The 19,471-nt window shown below is 58.5% G+C and carries 18 protein-coding genes; 10 read left to right on the top strand and 8 right to left on the bottom strand.

Annotated elements, in window-relative coordinates:
• Positions 1 to 6 precede the first annotated feature (6 nt).
• The 3 genes from gnd to dnaA form a co-directional block, all read right to left on the bottom strand.
• Positions 7 to 894 carry a phosphogluconate dehydrogenase (NAD(+)-dependent, decarboxylating) gene (gene gnd, locus CIK75_RS14525; protein ID WP_086994118.1) on the bottom strand — a complete coding sequence of 296 codons (888 nt, stop codon included), beginning with the start codon at positions 892 to 894 and terminating at the stop codon, positions 7 to 9.
• A gap of 43 nt (positions 895 to 937) precedes the next feature.
• Positions 938 to 2,059: a DNA polymerase III subunit beta gene (dnaN, locus tag CIK75_RS14520; protein WP_086994121.1), complete on the bottom strand. Its 1,122-nt coding sequence runs from the start codon at positions 2,057 to 2,059 to the stop codon at positions 938 to 940.
• 404 nt (positions 2,060 to 2,463) lie between these two features.
• A complete protein-coding gene (dnaA, locus tag CIK75_RS14515; protein ID WP_086994124.1) occupies positions 2,464 to 3,879 on the bottom strand; it encodes a chromosomal replication initiator protein DnaA in 1,416 nt (471 codons plus the stop codon).
• A gap of 521 nt (positions 3,880 to 4,400) precedes the next feature.
• On the opposite strand from dnaA, the gene rpmH reads away from it, so the two are divergent.
• The 8 genes from rpmH (at position 4,401) to CIK75_RS14475 (ending at position 10,451) form a co-directional block, all read left to right on the top strand.
• Positions 4,401 to 4,538, top strand: a complete 138-nt coding sequence (rpmH, locus tag CIK75_RS14510) for a 50S ribosomal protein L34 (RefSeq protein ID WP_055854070.1) — start codon at positions 4,401 to 4,403, stop codon at positions 4,536 to 4,538.
• 70 nt (positions 4,539 to 4,608) lie between these two features.
• On the top strand, positions 4,609 to 5,004 hold the full coding sequence (gene rnpA / locus CIK75_RS14505) for a ribonuclease P protein component (protein WP_086994127.1): 396 nt from the start codon (positions 4,609 to 4,611) through the stop codon (positions 5,002 to 5,004).
• Positions 4,997 to 5,368 (top strand): membrane protein insertion efficiency factor YidD, encoded by a 372-nt coding sequence (yidD, locus tag CIK75_RS14500; RefSeq protein ID WP_086994130.1) that lies wholly within the window; start codon positions 4,997 to 4,999, stop codon positions 5,366 to 5,368. Before rnpA ends, yidD begins: the two co-directional genes overlap by 8 nt.
• Positions 5,369 to 5,374: 6 nt before the next feature.
• Positions 5,375 to 6,334 (top strand): membrane protein insertase YidC, encoded by a 960-nt coding sequence (gene yidC / locus CIK75_RS14495; protein WP_086994133.1) that lies wholly within the window; start codon positions 5,375 to 5,377, stop codon positions 6,332 to 6,334.
• Positions 6,335 to 6,337: 3 nt separating this feature from the next.
• Positions 6,338 to 6,910, top strand: coding sequence for a R3H domain-containing nucleic acid-binding protein (locus tag CIK75_RS14490; protein WP_086994135.1), 573 nt, complete (start codon positions 6,338 to 6,340; stop codon positions 6,908 to 6,910).
• A gap of 45 nt (positions 6,911 to 6,955) precedes the next feature.
• Positions 6,956 to 7,606 carry a 16S rRNA (guanine(527)-N(7))-methyltransferase RsmG gene (gene rsmG / locus CIK75_RS14485; protein WP_086994138.1) on the top strand — a complete coding sequence of 217 codons (651 nt, stop codon included), beginning with the start codon at positions 6,956 to 6,958 and terminating at the stop codon, positions 7,604 to 7,606.
• Between the two features lie 228 nt (positions 7,607 to 7,834).
• Positions 7,835 to 8,788 carry an AAA family ATPase gene (locus CIK75_RS14480; RefSeq protein ID WP_275542623.1) on the top strand — a complete coding sequence of 318 codons (954 nt, stop codon included), beginning with the start codon at positions 7,835 to 7,837 and terminating at the stop codon, positions 8,786 to 8,788.
• Positions 8,789 to 9,332: 544 nt separating this feature from the next.
• Complete coding sequence (locus CIK75_RS14475) at positions 9,333 to 10,451, top strand: ParB/RepB/Spo0J family partition protein (RefSeq protein WP_241895489.1); 1,119 nt, start codon at positions 9,333 to 9,335, stop codon at positions 10,449 to 10,451.
• 1,164 nt (positions 10,452 to 11,615) lie between these two features.
• Here the strand turns inward: CIK75_RS14475 and trxA are convergent.
• The 5 genes from trxA to CIK75_RS14450 all read right to left on the bottom strand — a co-directional run bounded on the left by trxA (position 11,616) and on the right by CIK75_RS14450 (position 17,026).
• The gene (gene trxA, locus CIK75_RS14470) at positions 11,616 to 11,939 is read right to left on the bottom strand and encodes a thioredoxin (protein WP_086994891.1); all 324 of its coding nucleotides are present in this window, start codon (positions 11,937 to 11,939) and stop codon (positions 11,616 to 11,618) included.
• Between the two features lie 27 nt (positions 11,940 to 11,966).
• A complete protein-coding gene (gene trxB, locus CIK75_RS14465) occupies positions 11,967 to 12,947 on the bottom strand; it encodes a thioredoxin-disulfide reductase (RefSeq protein WP_096224550.1) in 981 nt (326 codons plus the stop codon).
• A 113-nt stretch (positions 12,948 to 13,060) separates the two neighbouring features.
• The gene (locus CIK75_RS14460) at positions 13,061 to 14,707 is read right to left on the bottom strand and encodes a discoidin domain-containing protein (protein WP_086994897.1); all 1,647 of its coding nucleotides are present in this window, start codon (positions 14,705 to 14,707) and stop codon (positions 13,061 to 13,063) included.
• A gap of 98 nt (positions 14,708 to 14,805) precedes the next feature.
• Entirely contained in the window at positions 14,806 to 16,509 is a 1,704-nt protein-coding gene (gene murJ / locus CIK75_RS14455) for a murein biosynthesis integral membrane protein MurJ (protein WP_096224549.1), read from the bottom strand.
• Positions 16,499 to 17,026, bottom strand: a complete 528-nt coding sequence (locus CIK75_RS14450; RefSeq protein WP_096224548.1) for an NUDIX hydrolase — start codon at positions 17,024 to 17,026, stop codon at positions 16,499 to 16,501. The genes murJ and CIK75_RS14450 overlap by 11 nt, the downstream gene beginning before the upstream one ends.
• Positions 17,027 to 17,123: 97 nt before the next feature.
• Here CIK75_RS14450 and CIK75_RS14445 point away from each other — a divergent pair, with 97 nt between their 5' ends.
• Complete coding sequence (locus CIK75_RS14445) at positions 17,124 to 18,587, top strand: CCA tRNA nucleotidyltransferase (protein WP_096224547.1); 1,464 nt, start codon at positions 17,124 to 17,126, stop codon at positions 18,585 to 18,587.
• Positions 18,580 to 19,170 (top strand): histidine phosphatase family protein, encoded by a 591-nt coding sequence (locus CIK75_RS14440; RefSeq protein ID WP_086994906.1) that lies wholly within the window; start codon positions 18,580 to 18,582, stop codon positions 19,168 to 19,170. Before CIK75_RS14445 ends, CIK75_RS14440 begins: the two co-directional genes overlap by 8 nt.
• Positions 19,171 to 19,471 lie beyond the last annotated feature (301 nt).

Genomic DNA, 19,471 nt, shown 5'->3' with positions numbered 1-19,471 from the left:
TCCCGCTTATTCGTCCGGCCGGTGCACCGCGTGTCCACCGAACTGGTTCCGCAGGGCAGAGACCATCTTCATTGCTGGTGCGTCATCTTGCCGCGACGCGAAGCGGGCGAAAACGGAGGCGGTAATAGCCGGTGCGGGAACCGCATTGGCGATGGCCTCTTCCACGGTCCAACGACCTTCTCCAGAATCTTCGACATAGCCGGCAATATCCTTCAACTCAGGATCTTCCTTCAAGGCCTTGACGAGTAGATCAAGAAGCCACGATCGGATGACCGTCCCTTCCTGCCAAGCTCCGAAAGTGCCGGGAACATCTTTGATGATGTCCTTAGCGGCGAGCAGTTCGTATCCTTCAGCGTAGGACTGCATGATGCCATACTCGATCCCGTTGTGGACCATTTTCGCATAGTGCCCAGCACCGATATCTCCGACGTGGACGAAGCTCTCGGCCCTCGTTCCCTCGGGCCGCAACACGTCAAAGAGCGGAAGAATTTCTTCGATATCCGCTTCAGCACCACCTGCCATGAGGCCGTATCCATTTTCCAAGCCCCAGACCCCGCCAGAAACACCGCAATCTACAAAGCGGATCCCGCTTTTGGCCAGCTCGGCGCCATGACGAATATCGTCGCTGAATCGGGTATTTCCTCCATCGATAACCAGGTCATTGGTTTCCAACTTTCCCGCCAACTCCGAGACAACAGCATCGGTGATTGCTCCAGAAGGAACCATGATCCAGACGATTTTGCGATCCGGAAGGGCTGCCAGTAACTCATCAACGGATCCAACGTCGGTGACTTCAGAATTTCGATCATATCCAGTCACATCGATGCCTCCCTGGCGAAGGCGGGCTCGCATGTTGTTGCCCATCTTGCCCAAGCCGATCATTCCGATGTGCATGGCGTCCTCCTGGATAGTGAATTCCCTGGTGTTTGGATCCCCGCTAGTTAGGAAGTCTGACTGGCATGACTAAGTAGCGGTAATCGTCCTCGTCATTGCCATCAAGGGCTTTTTGCGCCGTCATCATCGCGGGTTTTGGGGCAGTTGTAAATGAGAATCGCACGAACTCTGTGTTGAACGCATTCAATCCCTCGCTCAAATAAGCGGGGTTGAAAGCAACGGTGATTTCATCGCCTTCAAGTTGGGCTTCGATAGCTTCTTCAGCTTGGGCATCTTCACCAGTGCCGGCATCAAGGGCCAGTTGGGAATCGGTGAAGGCCAGTCGAACCGGTGTATTACGTTCAGCCACGACGGCTACACGGCGGACGGCCTCGACTAGCTCATGGGTACGTACCGTTGCATGTATCGGCGTGTTCTCAGGGAACAACGACCGGATTTTCGGATAGTCACCGTCGACGAGTAGCGAAGTGGTGCGCCGGTTCCCGCTTTCAAAACCGATGAGGTCGCTGTTCTCTCCGAGGGCAATCTGTAATTCGCCGGCACCGCCAAGGGTCTTGGCAACTTCGTTGAGCGTTTTTGCCTTAACGAGTGCAGAAGTCGACAGACCGGGCGTTGAAGGTTTCCAGTGCACTTCACGCATGGCCAGACGGTATCGGTCAGTTGCCAGGAAGGTGATCAAGTCGTCTTCGATCTCCATCTTGACACCCGTGAGAATCGGAAGTGTGTCGTCCTTGGAAGCGGCCACGATGACTTGTGCGATGGCTTCAGAGAAGGCTGCACCGTCGACGACACCTGCAATTTCCGGCAATACCGGGAGTTCGGGGTAGTCCGCAACCGGCATTGTTGCCAAATGGAAGCGGCTGCGCCCGCAAGTCACGGTGACTTTGGAACCTTCAGTTTCGATGGTGACAGTCGCCTGCGGCAGGCTTCGGCAGATCTCGGCCAATAACTTGCCTGAAACAAGGATCTTTCCTGGGGTTGAGACTTCTGCAGCGATTTCCAAGTGAGCGGAAATCTCGTAATCAAACCCGGCGAAGGAAACTACTGATTCTCCTGCGCTGATCAGGATTCCCGAGAGTACCGGAGACGGAGGCCGCTGTGACAGCGAACGGGCGGTCCAGGACACGGCATCTGCCAGGACGTCCCTTTCGACACTGAACTTCACGTAGTGATCCGCCTTTCACAGCTTTTGGTGACAACTTTCCGGTGCAAGCTTAGCCCGAGTAATCAACGAGGGCATACTGCCCCTTGCGATCTTTGAACAAAGAGCCAGGGAGGTCGGGAACGGGAACTTGTTATCTGGATTCTTCTAGAAATAGGGACTAGTAGTGTTAATAACCCTTGTGGATACTGTGGATAACTGCTTTCCAGCTGCTCTTCTCGGGCTTTATGGGTGTTCATAAGTTGTGCGTTCGCATCAGGTGAAGTCCAACAGGCCCGTGGATAAGAATAATTGTCATTTTGTGCGTCCACAGGGAACACCGAGTTATCCGCAGAAGAAGCTACTCATCCACTTAACTATCCACAGACTTATCCACAAGGGTGCATATCGCCGTGAATTCGGGCTTTTCAGCCTTCACGTTGCTGCTGCTTGATTCGGTTGGTGAGCTCAGTCACCTGGTTGAAGATTGCCCGGCGCTCAGCCATGAGTTCCCTAATTTTGCGATCTGCGTGGATGACGGTCGTGTGATCGCGGCCGCCGAGCTCTGCCCCGATTTTAGGAAGCGACATGTCTGTGAGCTCTCGCAGGAGATACATAGCGATCTGGCGTGCCGTCACCAGAGTGCGGGTTCTGGACTTGCTGTTGAGTTCTTCGATGCTCAGATTAAAGTAGTCAGCGGTCTGGGCAATGATTGCAGCCGGCGTGATCTCCTGGGCGCCCTCATCAGTGATCAGGTCCTTGAGTACTTGTTCCGCCAAGGTCAAATCCACTGTCTGGTTGTTCAAGGAGGCAAACGCGGTGACCCGAATAAGGGCACCTTCGAGTTCGCGGATGTTCGTTGAAATCTTGGAAGCGATGTATTCCATGACTTCGTCAGGAGCAGAGAGACCCTCTGCGGTGGCCTTTTTGCGAAGGATCGCGATTCGGGTTTCCAATTCAGGGGGCTGGATGTCCGTCAGCAGGCCCCACTCGAAACGTGAACGCATTCGGTCTTCAAATCCCGCCAGCTGTTTTGGCGGGAGATCCGAAGTAATCACGACTTGCTTATTGTGGTTATGCAGAGCATTAAAGGTGTGGAAGAACTCCTCCTGTGTCGCATCCTTGTTCGCGAGGAATTGGATGTCGTCGATCAAGAGGATGTCAACGTTGCGGTACGTCTGCTTGAAACTGGCACCTTCGTCATCTCTGATGGAGTTGATGAAGTCATTGGTGAACTCTTCAGAGTTCACATACCTGACCCTGATGCCGTTATAGAGATGCCGGGCATAGTGGCCGATGGCATGGAGCAGGTGGGTCTTACCTAGCCCCGAATCGCCATATATGAACAACGGGTTATATGCCTTGGCCGGTGCCTCAGCAACCGCAACAGCAGCAGCGTGGGCGAAGCGGTTCGAGGATCCGATGACAAAGGTATCGAAGATGTACTTAGGATTCAGACGGCCGAATTCCTGAGAATTCGACGGAGGAGCCGGCTGTGGACGGTTGTCGCTTATCCGTTCCTTGGCCACTGGAGCCGGCTCGGGTTTACTGGGCTCCGGTTCCGAGTCAGGGACCAGATCGGCATCAATACTGAATGCGCAGAGGATATCGTCCTGGAAAACCTGTCGAAGGGCGGCATCGAGAGAACTCTTCAACTGTGTTTGGAGGACTTCTCGGGTCAACTCATTGGGCACGGCCAACAACAAGGTGGTGCCGATCAAACCGAGCGGCCGTGCGTGGACCACGAAGCCGCGTTGACGAGGAGTGACCCGATCGTCTTGTTCGAGTATTCGAACGACTTGACGCCAGGCACTGCCGACACTGTTGGATTCGTCTGTGCTCATTGCGATCTCCCCCTTCAAGGTGGCCCGGTCCGGCGATATGGTTCCGCTGACCCGCGCCTGATGCGATAAGAGGACCAACGAGTATCGATTCTAGCCGTCATCCACAGTGTTATTCACAGTCCGTGGATAACTACGAAGTCATGGCTTCCCTTCGAGGAACACCAATAGATTCCAGCGGATACCCGCCATGAGCCCGATCGGAGAAGGGGTGAGGGGGTCGGGAAAACATGGAATTGCTTGCGCGTTGTCCACAACTGTGGATTAATGAAGGCGAAGTTATTCACAGCCTGGGGACTTGAGTGTCCAAGGCCGTTGACGCGTGCCGGTTTGACCTTCATCCCACGCGTCGCCTATCGTAGTTTAGTCCTGTGTGTGTGCTTTGGGCTCTGTAGTCAGTCCGCTAACCGCGGTCTACGGACCAGACAAACCAACGCACCACATGAAATACGAGCGTCAGCCTGTTCTTCCCCCTTGTAGCAACGGGTTAAGGCGCATCCTTTGATCGTCTTGGAGTTACTACTGTGAGCAAGCGGACTTTTCAGCCGAATAACCGCCGTCGTGCCAAGAAGCACGGCTTCCGTCTTCGTATGCGCACCCGTGCGGGTCGCGCCATCCTGTCAGCACGCCGGTCCAAGGGCCGCACCGAGCTGTCTGCATAGCATCGAGTCATTCCTGCAGATCGCGCGCTGGTGATGTGAACATGTTCCCCGACAGCGTCGGACACTGATCATGTTGCCCATGAGACACCGTCTCCGCGCAGCTGCGGAATTCTCTGCCACCGTACGTTCCGGTGCCCGTTCTGGGCGCCGGAACGTCGTGCTATACGCGTACTTGCGGCCCGAAGCCTGTCTGACCGAACCCACGAGGTTCGGTTTTATCGTGTCAAAAGCCGTCGGGAACGCGGTGACTCGCAATCTCGTTAAAAGGAGATTGAGGGCTGTAGCAGCGCAGCAGCTACCCGCTCTTGCGCCGGGATACGACGTCGTGATGCGAGCACTTCCTGCTTCGGCTCAGGCCACATGGGCGGGTTTGTCGGTGGATGCGCGCCGAGCGTTGGACAAGTCGTGCCGGCAAGCAGCCGAGCGGGAGACGGAGAGCATGAGAAGGAGGCATTCGGATGGGTAACCCTCCTTCGGGCACCGGTTCCCCCGATGTTCGGTGGCTCCTGGACCTTCCTCGGAACCTATTGATCGTCTTGATCATGGGGTACAGGAAGGCGATCTCGCCCTTATACGGGGACGTTTGTCGATACTTTCCCAGTTGCTCGGCGTACGGGCTGGAAGCGGTCACGGCGCATGGTGCCGTGAAAGGCAGCGCGTTGGCTTTTTGGCGCGTCCTGCGTTGCAATCCTTGGAGTCACGGTGGCATCGATCATGTTCCTGTCGGTTCCAGGATTTGGCCAGAAGGCAGAACCCCCAAGATCATGGTGTTGAATCATCCGCCGATTCCCGCCGACGATGATGCCGCGGACGCGGCTCGAGGAGCATAACCGGAAATGAACTTCCTAGACACACTTCTGTGGCCATTCACCCAAGTGGTCTCATGGATCCTTCGGGCCTTCCACGCGATCTTTACGTTCGTGGGCATGGATCCCGACTCCGGTTGGACCTGGACATTGTCCATCATCTGCCTGGTGCTCCTCATTCGTACCGCACTGATCCCTGTTTTTGTGAAACAGATCAAGGCCCAGCGGGCCATGCAGGTCCTTCAGCCCGATCTGAAGAAGCTGCAAGCTAAATACAAGGGCAAGAAGGACCAGCTTTCGCAGCAGGCCATGATTGCCGAACAGCGGGAGCTGTTCAAGAAACACAAGACCAACCCGTTGGCTTCCTGCTTGCCGATTCTGGTGCAGATGCCGTTCTTCTTCGCGCTCTTCCGAACGCTGAACAACGCCTCGCGTGCCAGTGATCAGGGGGAAAGCGTCGGAGCGTTGTCGGTCAACCTGGTGCGTAGCTTTGACGGTTCGACCATTTTCGGCGCCGGTCTGTCGGAAACCTTCCTCGGAACGGTGAACTCAGGGGCCCCGAAGGTTTCCGTCATCATCACGGCCATTGTCATGATTATTGCGATGTCGGCTAGCCAGTTCACGACGCAGCGGCAGATCATGACGAAGAACATGACAAAGGAAGCCCTTGAAGGCCCCTTCATGCAGCAGCAGAAGATGATGATGTACATCCTGCCGCTTGTCTTTGGTATCGGTGGAATCAACTTCCCCATCGGCGTACTGATCTACTGGACTGCCACGAACGTTTGGACACTGGGACAACAGTTCTATGTGATCCGCAATAACCCAACCCCCGGATCCCAGGCCGCACGTGAACTCAATGAACGACGTGCCGCCAAGGGTCTTCCGCCTCTCGGGCAGAAGAAGACCGACGAAGTCGTTGAGGTTGAGGTCATTGAGCCCAAGGGACAGCGCGAACAACCGCAGCGCAAGAACAGGAAGAAGAAGTAGACGATGAGTGCCTCTGATGTGAATGCCGCCGAGACGGACCAGTCCGGAGTGGAGGAGTCGGACTCGTCCACACAAGAGATCGACCCGACCGCCGATGCACCAACGCGGGCAGAGGAAGAGGGCGACATTGCTGCGGACTACCTCGAGGAATTGCTCGATATTGCCGACTTGGACGGTGACATCGATATTGAGGTGAGGAACGGGCGGACTTACATTTCCATCGTTGGCGAAGGCGCCGAGGATGAATCCCTCAAAGAACTCATTGGTCGGGAGGGAGAAGGACTCGAAGCCCTCCAAGAATTGGCGCGCCTCGCTGTCCTCTCAGCTACCGGCAATCGGTCGCGCTTAGTTCTGGATATTGCCGGCTACCGTGATGGCCGGGCAGGTGAGTTGAAGAAGATCGCCGAAGAAGCCGTCGCCGCTGCCCGCGAAAGTCGTCATGATGTCGCTTTGAAGCCAATGAGTGCATACGAAAGAAAACTGGTTCATGACGCTGTCGCGGATCTCGGTCTGCAAAGCGAGTCGGAAGGCGAAGGGAGCCGCCGCCATATCGTCGTTTCATTGGGAAACGTCTAAGTATCCGGCCAAGACCGTCCTACTGAAGTAGAAATTGGGAGCGTTGTGATCCAGGAAGTAGAGCCGAGCCGCGAGGAATTGAGAGGGGCACAGGAGATTTTCGGAGATCGTCTGTCCCTGGCAGAGAGGTACATTCAGCATCTCGCCACCACCGGTATGGAACGCGGTCTCCTCGGCCCACGAGAAGTCCCGCGACTGTGGAGCAGGCACGTCCTGAACTGCGCGGTCGTCGCAGATTTGATTCCCGAAGGCGCTGAGGTCGCCGATGTAGGAAGCGGCGCCGGCCTGCCCGGGCTCACGTTCGCGATTGCCCGTCCAGACTTGTCTCTGACCCTGATTGAGCCACTGGAACGTCGTTGTATCTGGTTGAACGAAGTTGTCGAAGACCTCGGATTGACCAACGTCACCGTCTATCGTTCCCGTGCTGAGCAGGCCGTAGAGCATATCAATGCGGATGTGGTCACGGCCCGGGCGGTTTCAGCACTTGGCAATCTCGCCGGGCTGACCATCCCGCTGCTGCATGGCCAGGGCGAGGTGTTGGCCATCAAGGGACGCAGTGCCGCCGAAGAAGTCGAAAAGGCCTCCAAGGTCCTTCGAAAGCTGGGTGCTCGAAAGACTGAAGTAGTGACCGTGGGCGACGCCCTGTTGGAGGAAACCACGACGGTCGTCAGGATCAACGTCGGTCCGGCTTCTTAAACGGTAGGCTGTACTGGTGGCGAACTCGCCATTGATGTGGTGAGGAGAAGCAGAATGGAGAGCAGGGAGGCCAAGAGCGCTCACCCGCATCCGTCTACTCCTGGCACTCGGCACTGCACCGCCAATAGGACAACCAGAGTTGGTTGATTCCCTTGTTTCACGTGAAACGTGGTTCCCCGTGTGTCGGGCTAGCCGTCAGCCTCACGCAGAGTCTTGGAGGACGGAAGCATCAAGCAGCAAGAAGAATTTCAGTCGGAAGCGAAGGCACCGGTTCGGGACATGATGGACAGCATCGACGAGAGCACGCCGCTGGCTAGCCAGCTGGCCAATGAAACTAGACGTCGCGAGAAGCTGAGCGGCACCAGCCTGCCGAAACCCGATAACACGCGGTATTTGACGGTCAGCAACCAAAAGGGTGGCGTCGGCAAGACGACAACGACCGTGAACATTGCTGCTGCCTTAGCGAAGGCTGGAATGAATGTCCTGGTTGTTGATATCGACCCCCAGGGCAACGCGTCAACGGCGCTGGGAATCGAGCATCATGCTGAAGTCGACAGTATCTATGATGTCCTCATCAACGACGTGCCGCTCAGCGAAGTACTGGCTCCGTGCCCCCAGTTCCCCAATCTCTTAGTTGCCCCTGCGACGATCCATTTGGCCGGCGCGGAGATCGAATTGGTATCCCTCGTTGCCCGAGAACAGCGGCTGCGGCGCGCACTCGATCAGTACGCGAAGAGTCTTGAAGAAGACGGGGCGGAACGCCTGGACTACGTTTTTATCGATTGCCCCCCTAGTTTGGGCCTATTGACCGTCAATGCCTTTGTGGCAGCTCAAGAAGTGCTCATCCCGATTCAGTGTGAGTACTATGCCCTTGAGGGCTTGAGTCAGCTGCTGAGCAATATCGAGCTGATCCAAAAGCATCTCAACTCTGATTTGGTTGTATCCACCATTCTGTTGACGATGTATGACGGTCGCACCAATTTGGCATCTCAGGTTGCGGATGAGGTGAGGGAACATTTCCCGAGGCAGGTCCTTGGTGCCTTGATCCCACGTAGCGTACGGATTTCGGAGGCGCCGAGTTATCAGCAAACAGTCGTGACATATGACCCGAGCTCTACCGGAGCGCTGTCCTACCTGGAGGCTGCCGCAGAGATTGCGGAGCGTGGTAGAGACGGCTCCTGAGGTTCCTGGTTGCCAGTAGACTCGTGGGTAGGTAATTGGCCCGCGCGCGGGCGCGCTGGCAAGGTCGAGAGGACAACGAATGGTTGAGAAGCGACGCGGTTTGGGACGTGGGCTGGGAGCCCTAATTTCCGGTAGTCCATCAAACGAAGAAGAGAGCCCTTCTCAGGTTGATATTGGTCCTTCAGCACCGCCCGAGGAGACCACGACGAGGATTGACGCTACGAAGACGTCTTCCGATTCAAAGTCGCTGACCTCGAAGGTGCCGCAGTCGGCAGACCGCATCAAGACAGCGACGAAGAAGCCTTCAATGCCGGCGGGCTCATCTGTTTCACGTGAAACATCTGCGGGGAAAGCGAAGAAGACACCGCCGAAGGCAACCAGTGTCTCCGCTGAGAAACCCGTTCCTTCGGACGACTCGGAGAGCACTAAAAAGTCCGCGTCGAAAGATTCAAACGACGCCGTGACGCAGAAGGCCGTTTCAGCGGAACCGACGAAAACGAAGTCAGGATCTTCTGAGTCACCGCGTAAAAGTCGGCCCGTGGATATGTTCTTCACCCCAGGGCGCGCAGAAGGAGAAGCAGCCGGCCAACCTTTATCTGCGGACACAGCTGAACGCAAGAGTCCAACGACCCGTAATCGACGAGTTGCTGTCCCTGACGTCCTTGGCAAAGTACGGGGACCGCGAGAGGAAGGCGATGGGGCAGAAGATCAGGACACTGTCGAGAAATCTGTAGCACCACCAAAGGATCAACCTTCGACAAGCTTCGAAGAGTCTCATATCCCGGCCCAGGGAGACACTTCGGCGCAAGCAGACGATGGAGTTTCACGTGAAACATTGGTGACAGTTCCGGGAGCCACCTTTGCTGAGGTCGCCGTTGGAAGCATCCATCCGAACCGGAAACAACCGCGAACGGTCTTCGACGACGAAGACATGGCGGAACTGGTGCACTCGATTCGCGAAGTCGGTCTGCTGCAGCCGATCGTTCTTCGCCCCTCCGATGAAGGCGGAGAGCAGCAGTATGAGCTAGTCATGGGCGAACGTCGCTGGCGCGCCGTTCAGGAGGCAGGCCTATCGACCATCCCTTCTATCGTCCGGGAAACGGCGGATACAGCGCTACTGCGTGATGCTCTATTGGAGAACCTCCATCGTTCTCAGTTGAATCCATTGGAGGAGGCGGCAGCTTACCAACAGCTGATGCAGGAGTTTGACTGTACTCAGGATGAACTGTCGGAACGGATTGGTCGATCACGCCCGCAGATCTCCAACACGATACGGCTCATGAGGCTGCCAGCGTTGGTTCAGCGCAGGGTGGCCGCCGGAGTTCTTTCCGCTGGTCATGCCCGTGCCCTGCTGGGCTTGGAGGATGTGGCTGACATGGAACGTTTGGCGCAGCGGATCGTGAACGAAGGACTTTCCGTTCGCGCCACGGAAGAGATTGTTTCAATGAACGACGGTTTGCGACGCAAATCCCAGGAAAAGAGCCCCCGCTCGACTGCCCGACACGAGCGGCTTGACTACCTGGCCAATTCTTTGTCGGATCATTTGGAGACGAACGTTAAGATCAGTTTAGGTGCAAAAAAGGGTCGCGTCAGTATCGAGTTCGGATCAGTAGATGATCTGAACCGCATCATGGGAGTCATTGCACCGTCCGCGGAACAGTAGTCATCTAGTTCCCAAAAAGAGGCGAGGTTTCACGTGAAACCTCGCCTCTTCCTATTGTCTTGTCACTCGCGGCTCTTCGCTCGATGGGAACCCCACTATCCGCCGTCAAGTCAAGGCGCGGCACTGTCGCTATTGGTCTACCAGGATGTAGTTCCATGTTGGGTTACGTGGATCAAGGGACCGCTGTTTCACGTGAAACGACGCCGCTAGGTGAGGCAATTCCCCTTTGGGACTTCAGTAGCAGAGGAGTTCCTGTGCTTCTACGGCATGTCAAGAATTGTTGAGTTGACTCTCGGAACCGCATTGACAAGAACACGTGTTTCACGTGAAACGTCTGATTCTTTCTCATTCAGGTTCGCGAATAGGTCTGAACATAGCACGTGAGACACAGGACTTGTACTTAAGGTACGGCGTCGTGCGAGTACTCTTCGAGCGGTTCGATGGCTTGATTTAGTTCGGTTCTTCCCTGAGTCAGCGCTATGGACGCATCAGTCCGATAGATATCCCCAGAAAATGAGGAATGTGCATATCCTGTGGATAAGTCAAAGATGAGTGTTCCACGTGAAACACCGGGAGTGGTACACCTGGCCACCATCCAGATTTGTCCACCGAGCGCGGCACATGATTTCGCGGACGTCCTAGATCTAAAAAGTTGCAGCAAGAATCCAGGTCGCGAGAACATCACTCAAGAAAGACGTTGTCGGGACTCCATGAGTCGAGGCTCGTTTCCCCTGGATTAAGCAACTAATATCAGCTGGTGAACAGGGTCATTCGTCATTCGGGAAATCGTTGCAACCGAAAGGTGATGCATCTGCGCAAGTTACCAGCGAGTTGTACGGATTCAGGATGGGCTCACCGAGGGCGAAGAGTTCCGAGTTCAGGGCTCTGGAAAGCAGAGGGCTGCTGGAAGCTGCCGCGACTGGTCCCCGGGTTACAAACGGCAAGGAAGGACGAGTTTCCGTGTGCACACTTCGATCTATCCGAAGGTGGTCTCTGAAGCCGTCGCGTCGTCGCTCCGAGGCACCAACTTCCGGCAGCGTCGCGGCGAATTACAAGCGACAAGAATGGCGATGGACGCATCGCATGAAAACGGGGCCGTTCCCATGTCGCATGGAAACGGCCCCGTGACGGAGCTGCTGAACCGCAGTTCGCCGGAATCAATCTCTAGAGGAAGGCGGCAAATTCCTGCTCGAGTGCCTGCTTGGGCTTGGCGCCGATTGAGCTAGCCACGTGCTCGCCCTTGTCGAAGACGTAAACCGCCGGAATGCTGGTGATGCCGTATTTTGCGGCGATGCCCGGATTATCGTCGACGTTGACCTTAACCACGTCGACCTTCTCGGCGTGCTCAGCAGCGATTTGATCGAGGATCGGGGAGAGCTGACGGCAGGGGCCGCACCATTCGGCCCAGAAATCCACGATGACGGGCTTCGGTGCATCCAACACGTCTGCCTGGAAGGAACTGTCGGTGACATCTTTTGCTTGGCTCATGGTTGGTCGTCCTTTCTAAAGGGGGTACTAGTTGGAAACTGCTGCGGTCTGCTCTGCCGAGGCAGGCAGAGCAGAGAGATAGTGTTCGACGTCCAAAGCTGCAACACAGCCGGAGCCGGCAGCGGTCACTGCCTGACGGTAGGTCGGGTCGATGACGTCACCGGCCGCAAAGACGCCAGGGAGCTGGGTCTTGGACGTTCGACCTTCGACGGCGATGGTTCCGTCGGTAGTCAGGGCCAATTGATCCTTGACCAGTTCGGTCCGCGGGTCGTTGCCGATGGCAACGAATACGCCCGTCACCGAAAGTTCGGTCTCGGTGTTATCGAGAAGATTGCGAAGCTTCAGGCCGGTGACCTTCTCCGAGCCCAATACATCGTCAACAGCGGAGTTCCAGACGAATTCGATTTTGGGGTGGGCCAAGGCGCGGTCGGCCATGATCCTGGAGGCACGTAGCTCTTCCCTGCGGTGGATGACGGTCACCTTGGACGCGAACTTCGTGAGGAAGAGCGCCTCTTCCATGGCAGAATCGCCACCACCCACCACGGCGATTTCCTGATCGCGGAAGAAGAAACCGTCGCATGTGGCACACCATGAAACACCGTGTCCCGACAGCCGCTTTTCGTTGGGTAGACCCAATTCACGGTACGCGGAGCCCGTGGAGATGATGACCGTGTGGGCCCGGTAGACGTCGCCACTGGCGAGGGTGACCGTTTTGATATCCCCTTCAAGTTCGACGTTGGACACGTCTTCATACTGGATCTCCGCGCCAAACCGCTCGGCTTGAGCCTGCATGTTGTCCATGAGATCCGGTCCGAGGATTCCCTCACGGAATCCCGGGAAGTTCTCGACGTCGGTGGTGTTCATCAGTTCGCCACCTGCGGTGACGGAGCCAGCGACGACCAACGGAGCCAGATTGGCGCGGGCCGTATAGACGGCTGCCGTATAGCCAGCCGGTCCTGAACCGATGATGATGACGTCGCGAACGGCATCGGGTGTATCTGTTGCCACGCGGTGTGTCCTTCTCTCTCAGACCGTGCGTTGTCGCAGCTGCGATGCACGGGTATTGATGATCTCTTGCCCTACACAACGAAGCGGTGCCGGGCTCTATTCCCTCAGTGGTCCTAGGACACCTTGATCTCGGCGACCTGCAGTCCATACGGGCGTGAACTATTGGATGTGCTGGCCAGACGGGGAAGCTCGGTGATGTTGAAGAACACGTATTTGCCCTTGACCGGCTGATCGTCATCCCCGGAGACCGGAACGGTCACGGTGGGACCAGTAAAGGATCCTGACGTTACTTCCTTGGCCGAACCAAGGTCTTCGGAATCACCGACGCTGATCTGGAACGCACCGCCGGTTCCGTTGAGTCCGGATAATTCGACTTCGGAGATGGTGGCTTCTTCCTTCAGCTCCACGACCAAGGCCATGTTGGAGGCAAAACCGCCGAATTGCGGGGTCGTGAAGGAATAGGAACTGTATAAGCTGCCCTGGTTACCATCGATGGCCTTGGGCAAGGTGGAATCCGTCTCGGCGTTCAGGGCCTGGTTACCGGGAACGACTCGTGAAATTCCGGTGACCTCGGGCTCTACTGCCGTCTTCGGTGAGGGAGCCTTTGACTCGCCCTTCTTGGAGGAAGCTCCCGGTGCGGACGGTGCCTGGCTGGTTTCCGCAGCCGTCTTGGGTGCATCGTTCTTGCCTAGGGTGTTGAACGCGAAGACGACGGCGATGACCAATACGACGACCAATAGGGCCCCCACCAGCAGGCGGCTGAAGCCACTTCCTGCTGGCTTATCCTCCGGCTCCTCGTCGTCGAGCTCTTCCTCGGGAGCGGAGAAGTGGCGGGCGCCGGCAGGGAAGATGGCTGCAGGACGCTCGTAGTGGTCCTCCGCAACCGGTTGGCTGCCGCGCTCGGCAGTTCCCGCGGCTGCTGCAGCGGCACCGGCGGCGAGCTGGCCGTCGCCCCGGTCCGCTGCGTGGGAGTCGGCATCCGAAGCATCCTCGTCGTCGGCGCCCCACAGGGAAACTTTCTCCGTTTCACCCGTGGCGTCATCGTCCACTTCAGCGAGTGATTCCGCAGGCTCCTTGGGAGTCGTGGGGGGAGTCTGCGGGCGCGGTGGAACGTTGGCTGCGGCCGCAGTTGGTGGAGTGGATTCCGTGGGCTCGTCGGCCTCGGTCGAGGCGTCAGCAGCGGGGGTTGGCGATTCGTCGGCAGCCGCGTCGATTTCGGCGGCCTCGGCGTCCGCTTCGGGTGATCCCGAAGCCTTCTTGCCACGTCCTAGACGGCTGGTGAAGCCGGTGAGTTTCTTGGCGACCCGGCCTCCGACATTACGTTCCTCATTGGCCTGAAGTTCTTCCCAGTATTCTTCCTCATCGTCATAGACCTCCGGTTCCGCGCTGCGGGTGACACCGAAGATCTCCGAGCCCAGGGTGTCGGTATAGAAGGGTTCGATGAAGGGAGCGTCGCGTTGGATGACCAGATCGAGCAGATCGGCAGGACTGGCGGTGTTGGTGATGAGGTAGGTACTGCCATCCGAGATGCCGAGGTCCAGGACCTGCATGGCCCCATAGCGTTCACCGGTGGCGATCTCGCGGGCACTCGTCGCCACCTGGCTCGCGTTTTCCGGTGAGGCCACGAGGATGCTCACCGAGCGATTCAGCACCTGATCCATCCCAGCCAGGACAGCGTCGCCGTCGGCGGAGGTCAAAACCAGTTCGGTGACCTTATACCGGCCCCCAAGAACGGCTCCGACATCGATGGGCTGCGACACTATTGACTCCCGGGATTGATGGTGTGTAGCTGGGCATGCTGTTGCCATGCTTCGACCATGTTACCGGTGTCCCTACCCAGCGGGCGGGACATTGTGTCCTAGCGGCGCAACCTTCTGCCGAGGTCCGGCACCCGTTTGGCCGCACGGCCGATGAAATCTTCAAGTTCTGGCACGTTGGCTGCCTTGAGCAACAGCAGGTAGACCACGGCCATCACGCTACCGACGACGACGATGCTGATGAGCGCCGTAAAGATCGATTCCCAGGCAAATCCGTTGGAATACCCGCCCATGAACCAGAGCACGAGGGCCCCGGCGGCCCCCGAAATGGCCGAGTACCAGCCGATCCGGATATAGGTGTTAAGGACTTCCCTCGTGCCGTAGTCGCCGTAGCGGCGGACGACGAGGAAGTGGGCGATGACGGCCGAGAGGATGTTCGTGACCCCGTAGAGCAGTGCGATGCCCAGGGCGATCTTGGTCGCCGGCAGGACCGCTGCCAGGGCGTAGGCGATGACCACGCCGATCACGGCGATGGAAGATTGGATGATCATCGGCGTCTTGGTGTCCTCCTCGGCAAAGAAGACCCGAATGAGGAAGAAATGGATGCTCTTGAAGGGCAGGCCCAAGGCCGTCAGAAGCAGGAGCTGTCCGATCGCTGCCCCGGCAATGGCTGAATTGGCACCGGCACCGCTGAAGAGCCGTCCCAGGGGACCGGCGAGGACGATGAAGGCGATCGTGGCGAACACGACGGGCACCGCCGTCGTGCGCAATCCGAGCGAGAGGGTGGGAGCGACCTTCTCACGTTTATTATCGGCGAAGGCGCGCGAGAGCTCGTTGAAGAGGACGGTGGCCAAGGACAGGGCGAAGATCGAGTGCGGCAGGACGGTGACCAGCTGCATCGCGTTCAGTGCTTGTTCGCCCGGGACGGCTGCGGCCTGTTCCGGTGGCAGAGAGCTCCGGGCGTTTGCCGCGCTGGAAACCAGCCGGGCATAGATCAACGAAGCGACATTGCCCATGGTCATCGAACCGAGTGTCCAGGCCGCCAGCTTGCCGACGTGACGTAATCCCATGCCACGCCAGTTGAATTTGGGACGGATCCGCAGACCTGAACGCGCCAACGGAATAAAGAGCACCAGCGCCTGGATGGCGATGCCCAGGGTCGAACCGCCGGCGATCCAGAGGGTCTGCATCGACGTCCAGTTCGCCAACTGGTCAGGATCGCCGTCGTACTTGCCGAAGGACATCATGAACCCGATGATGACCAGGATCTGCACGACGTTATTGGCGACCGGCGCCCACATGTATGCGCCAAATCGTCCGTGGGCATTCAACGCCTGACCGACGACGGCGTAGACGCCGTAGAAGAAGATCTGCGGGAGACACCAGTAGGCGAAAGCGGTGCCCAGGGTGAGCATCGGTGCCGACCAGTCCTTGGTCAGGATGGTGATGATGGGACCTGCGCCCAGGGTCAACAACACCGTGAAGACGCCCATCACCACCATGGTCAGGGTGATGAGCTTGCTGGTGTAGTCAGAGCCCTTATCCGCGGCCCGGGAGGCCTTGATCAGCTGCGGAACCAGCACGACATTGAAGATGCCGCCGGCCAACAGCATGAAGATGATGTTGGGGATGACATTGGCTTTTTCAAAGATGTCAGCCACCATGGCGTTGGAGCCGATGGCCACGGCCAGCAGGGCCGTGCGGACGAAGCCCAGGACCCGGGACACAATCGTCCCGGAGGCCATGAGGTGATAAGCCTTGGCGTTCGAACCAGCTTTCCGGTCCGTGGTGGTCTCAGTTGCCATGCTGCGTCAGGAGGTCGCGGGCTAACTCCGCGATGCGGCGCTCGTTGGGGAAGGAGAGCTTCCTGCCCAGATCGGCGATCGGGATCCAGGCAACGTCCACTGCCTCGTGATCCGGATCGTTGTCGATGGTTAGTTCTCCACCGGTGGCCTCGAGCAAAAAATGATGGACCGTCTTATGCACGCGGTAGTTCGTCACGGTAAACCAGTAATCGATGCTGCCCAGCGGGGCGAGAATCCTCCCGGCGATGCCGGTTTCCTCGTCGACCTCCCGCGCGGCTGCTTCTTCATTGGTTTCCTCGCCTTCGGGGTGGCCCTTGGGCAGGCACCATTCCAGCCGACCGCCCCGGTTATAGCGGGCAATGATCGCCACCGGGAGTCCGGGCAACGCCGTATCGACGATGACCCCACCGGAGGAGATTTCCTCGACGGTGGGCAGGGAGTGCTGGCCCGGCTGCGCAGACGCCATGGAGGCGTTCAGCGGTGTGCGCTTCGGAGCGCGGGGTACTGGATGGGCCATGGAAACCACTCTATCCATCTTTGCTGTGCACTTCTGCCTGCCCCGCGTATGACGCGCGTCAGGTGGCAACGGAAAAATCTGACAAGCTTAACGGACTATGCAGCAGCTACCCGCACCATCCGCCCTCAGGACGCTCCTTCCCGCCGTCGTCTTCGAACTGGCCGACCGTTTCACCTCGGCCGGCCACGCACTGTCCCTGGTGGGGGGCCCCGTGAGGGACCTGTTCCTGGGGCGTGTTTCCCCGGACCTTGACTTCACCACCGACGCGGATCCGGACCAGACGTTGGCAGCGGTCTCCGGTTGGGCGGATGCGACCTGGGAGGTCGGCAGGGCCTTCGGAACGATCGCACTGCGGCGCGGGGAGCACACCATCGAGGTCACGACCTATCGAGCGGACGCCTATGACCCGGCCTCCCGTAAACCGATCGTGGCCTTTGGCACTTCCTTGCAGGAAGACCTGTACCGCCGCGACTTCACCATGAACTCGATGGCACTTCGCCTGCCCGAGCTTGAACTGGTGGACCCCTACGGAGGATTCGAAGACCTGGAACAGGGCCTGATCCGTACCCCCGGAACCCCTGCCTCCTCCTTTTCCGACGACCCGTTGCGCATGATGCGTGCCGCGAGGTTCGCCGCCCAGTTGGGCGTCCGCGTGGACCCCGAGGTCGAGGAGGCGATGACCGATATGGCCGCGCGAATCGACATCATCTCCGCCGAACGGGTCCGCGACGAACTCATCAAGCTGATGACCGGGCGCCATCCCCGGGAAGGGGTCGACCTGCTGGTGCGCACCGGATTGGCCGACCACGTGCTGCCCGAGGTCTCGGCACTCCGCCTGGAAGTCGACGAGCACCATCGGCATAAGGACGTCTACCAACACTCCCTACAGGTCCTGGATCAGGCAGCCTCCTTGGAAACCGGACCCGAGGGGGAGGTGCCCGGCCCCGACTTCGTGCTGCGCTTCGCGGCGCTGCTGCACGATATCGGCAAGCCGGCGACCCGGCGTTTCGAACCCAACGGGGCGGTCAGCTTCCGTCATCACGATGCCGTCGGCGCCAAGCTGGCCAAGAAGCGGATGCGGGCGCTGCGCTTCGATAATGACACCATCAAGGCCGTCGCCCGCCTGGTGGAACTGCATATGCGTTTCTACGGCTACGGCGATGCCGGGTGGACGGATTCGGCGGTACGGCGCTACGTCACCGATGCCGGGGCAGTGCTGCCACGGCTGCTGCGGCTCACCCGTTCGGATGTGACTACCCGCAACCGGCGCAAGGCCGATTACCTGGCCTTTGCCTGCGACGACCTGGAACGTCGGATCGACGAGTTGGCCGAGCAGGAACAAATGGACGCCATCCGTCCCGACCTCGACGGTGGGCGGATCATGGAACTGCTGGGGATCGGGCCCGGACCGGAGGTCGGTCGAGCCTATAAATTCCTGTTGGAGCTCAGGCTGGACCACGGCCCATTGGGGCCCGACGCTGCATCGAAGGCGCTGGTCGCCTGGTGGTCGGGGCAGGGGTCCGATCGTGAAACTGACGAAAAGAGGATGAACGATGACTGAATTGCCCCGCTTATGGCTGGTCCGCCACGGTGAGACCGAATGGTCCCGTAGTGGCCAGTACACCGGGCTGACCGATTTGCCGCTCACGGCCCATGGTGAGGAACAGGCGCGCATCGCCGGACGGAAGCTGGCAGCCATCCAGAAGGCCGGCACGTCCTTCGACCTCGTGATGACCAGCCCGTCGCAGCGTGCTGCCCATACCGCCGACCTGGCAGGGTTCCCCCACGCGGAAACCGTCCAGGACGCGCATGAATGGGATTACGGCGAGTACGAAGGCATCCGTTCGGCCGAGGTGCGCGAAAGAAACCCCAGTTACCTGATTTGGGATGATGGGGTCCCCGGTGGGGAGACCATCGAGCAGGTGGGGGTCCGCGCGGAACGGATCGTGCAGCGGGTCCGTACCGAGCTGGCCGATGGCGGCAACGCAGTGCTCTTCTCCCACGGGCACTTCTCCCGCATCCTTGCGGCGACGTGGTTGCGCCTCGGCGTCGGCCAGGGACGCCACTTCCTCTTGGGCACGGCCGAAGTCTGCCGCCTCGGCTGGGATAAGAAGACCCCGGCCGTCGAAGCCTGGGGACTGTAAAGGAACGACGACGAATCCGGCGTGTCGCCTTCGACGCGCCGGATTCTGGCAGGAAATCAGCAGAAAGTTTCGGCCCGGGCTGGCGCTCGAGGCCGATCTTAAGTTACGTTGATACCGGTGATTGAGAGATCTCAATGAGATGTCTTGGCCCGTGGACCTATTAACCGCCGACGCGTTCGGCCCGTTCACCGAAGGAGGTGGGAATCGTGATGATCATCCAAAATACGACGGCAGTGGCTACCACTGCGCACGTTGACGGAATCCGTGATCGTGCCTTGTTCCCCACCTTCGGAACGGCGAA

It is taken from the genome of Glutamicibacter sp. BW78, from assembly GCF_002332245.1.
Classification (GTDB): Bacteria; Actinomycetota; Actinomycetes; order Actinomycetales; family Micrococcaceae; genus Arthrobacter_H; species Arthrobacter_H rhombi_A.
Note: the sequence above shows the minus strand (reverse complement) of the source record. Positions and strands in the feature narration are given on the sequence as shown.

Bases quoted from the DNA above. Each gene is read 5' to 3' on its own strand.
- dnaA (WP_086994124.1), bottom strand. From the start codon at position 3,879: ATGAGCACAGACGAATCCAACAGTGTCGGCAGTGCCTGGCGTCAAGTC.
- murJ (WP_096224549.1), bottom strand. From the start codon at position 16,509: ATGGCAACTGAGACCACCACGGACCGGAAAGCTGGTTCGAACGCCAAG.
- trxA (WP_086994891.1), bottom strand. From the start codon at position 11,939: ATGAGCCAAGCAAAAGATGTCACCGACAGTTCCTTCCAGGCAGACGTG.
- rnpA (WP_086994127.1), top strand. From the start codon at position 4,609: ATGTTGCCCATGAGACACCGTCTCCGCGCAGCTGCGGAATTCTCTGCC.
- CIK75_RS14490 (WP_086994135.1), top strand. From the start codon at position 6,338: ATGAGTGCCTCTGATGTGAATGCCGCCGAGACGGACCAGTCCGGAGTG.
- CIK75_RS14450 (WP_096224548.1), bottom strand. From the start codon at position 17,026: ATGGCCCATCCAGTACCCCGCGCTCCGAAGCGCACACCGCTGAACGCC.
- yidC (WP_086994133.1), top strand. From the start codon at position 5,375: ATGAACTTCCTAGACACACTTCTGTGGCCATTCACCCAAGTGGTCTCA.
- CIK75_RS14445 (WP_096224547.1), top strand. From the start codon at position 17,124: ATGCAGCAGCTACCCGCACCATCCGCCCTCAGGACGCTCCTTCCCGCC.
- yidD (WP_086994130.1), top strand. From the start codon at position 4,997: ATGGGTAACCCTCCTTCGGGCACCGGTTCCCCCGATGTTCGGTGGCTC.
- gnd (WP_086994118.1), bottom strand. From the start codon at position 894: ATGCACATCGGAATGATCGGCTTGGGCAAGATGGGCAACAACATGCGA.
- CIK75_RS14475 (WP_241895489.1), top strand. From the start codon at position 9,333: ATGTTCTTCACCCCAGGGCGCGCAGAAGGAGAAGCAGCCGGCCAACCT.
- CIK75_RS14440 (WP_086994906.1), top strand. From the start codon at position 18,580: ATGACTGAATTGCCCCGCTTATGGCTGGTCCGCCACGGTGAGACCGAA.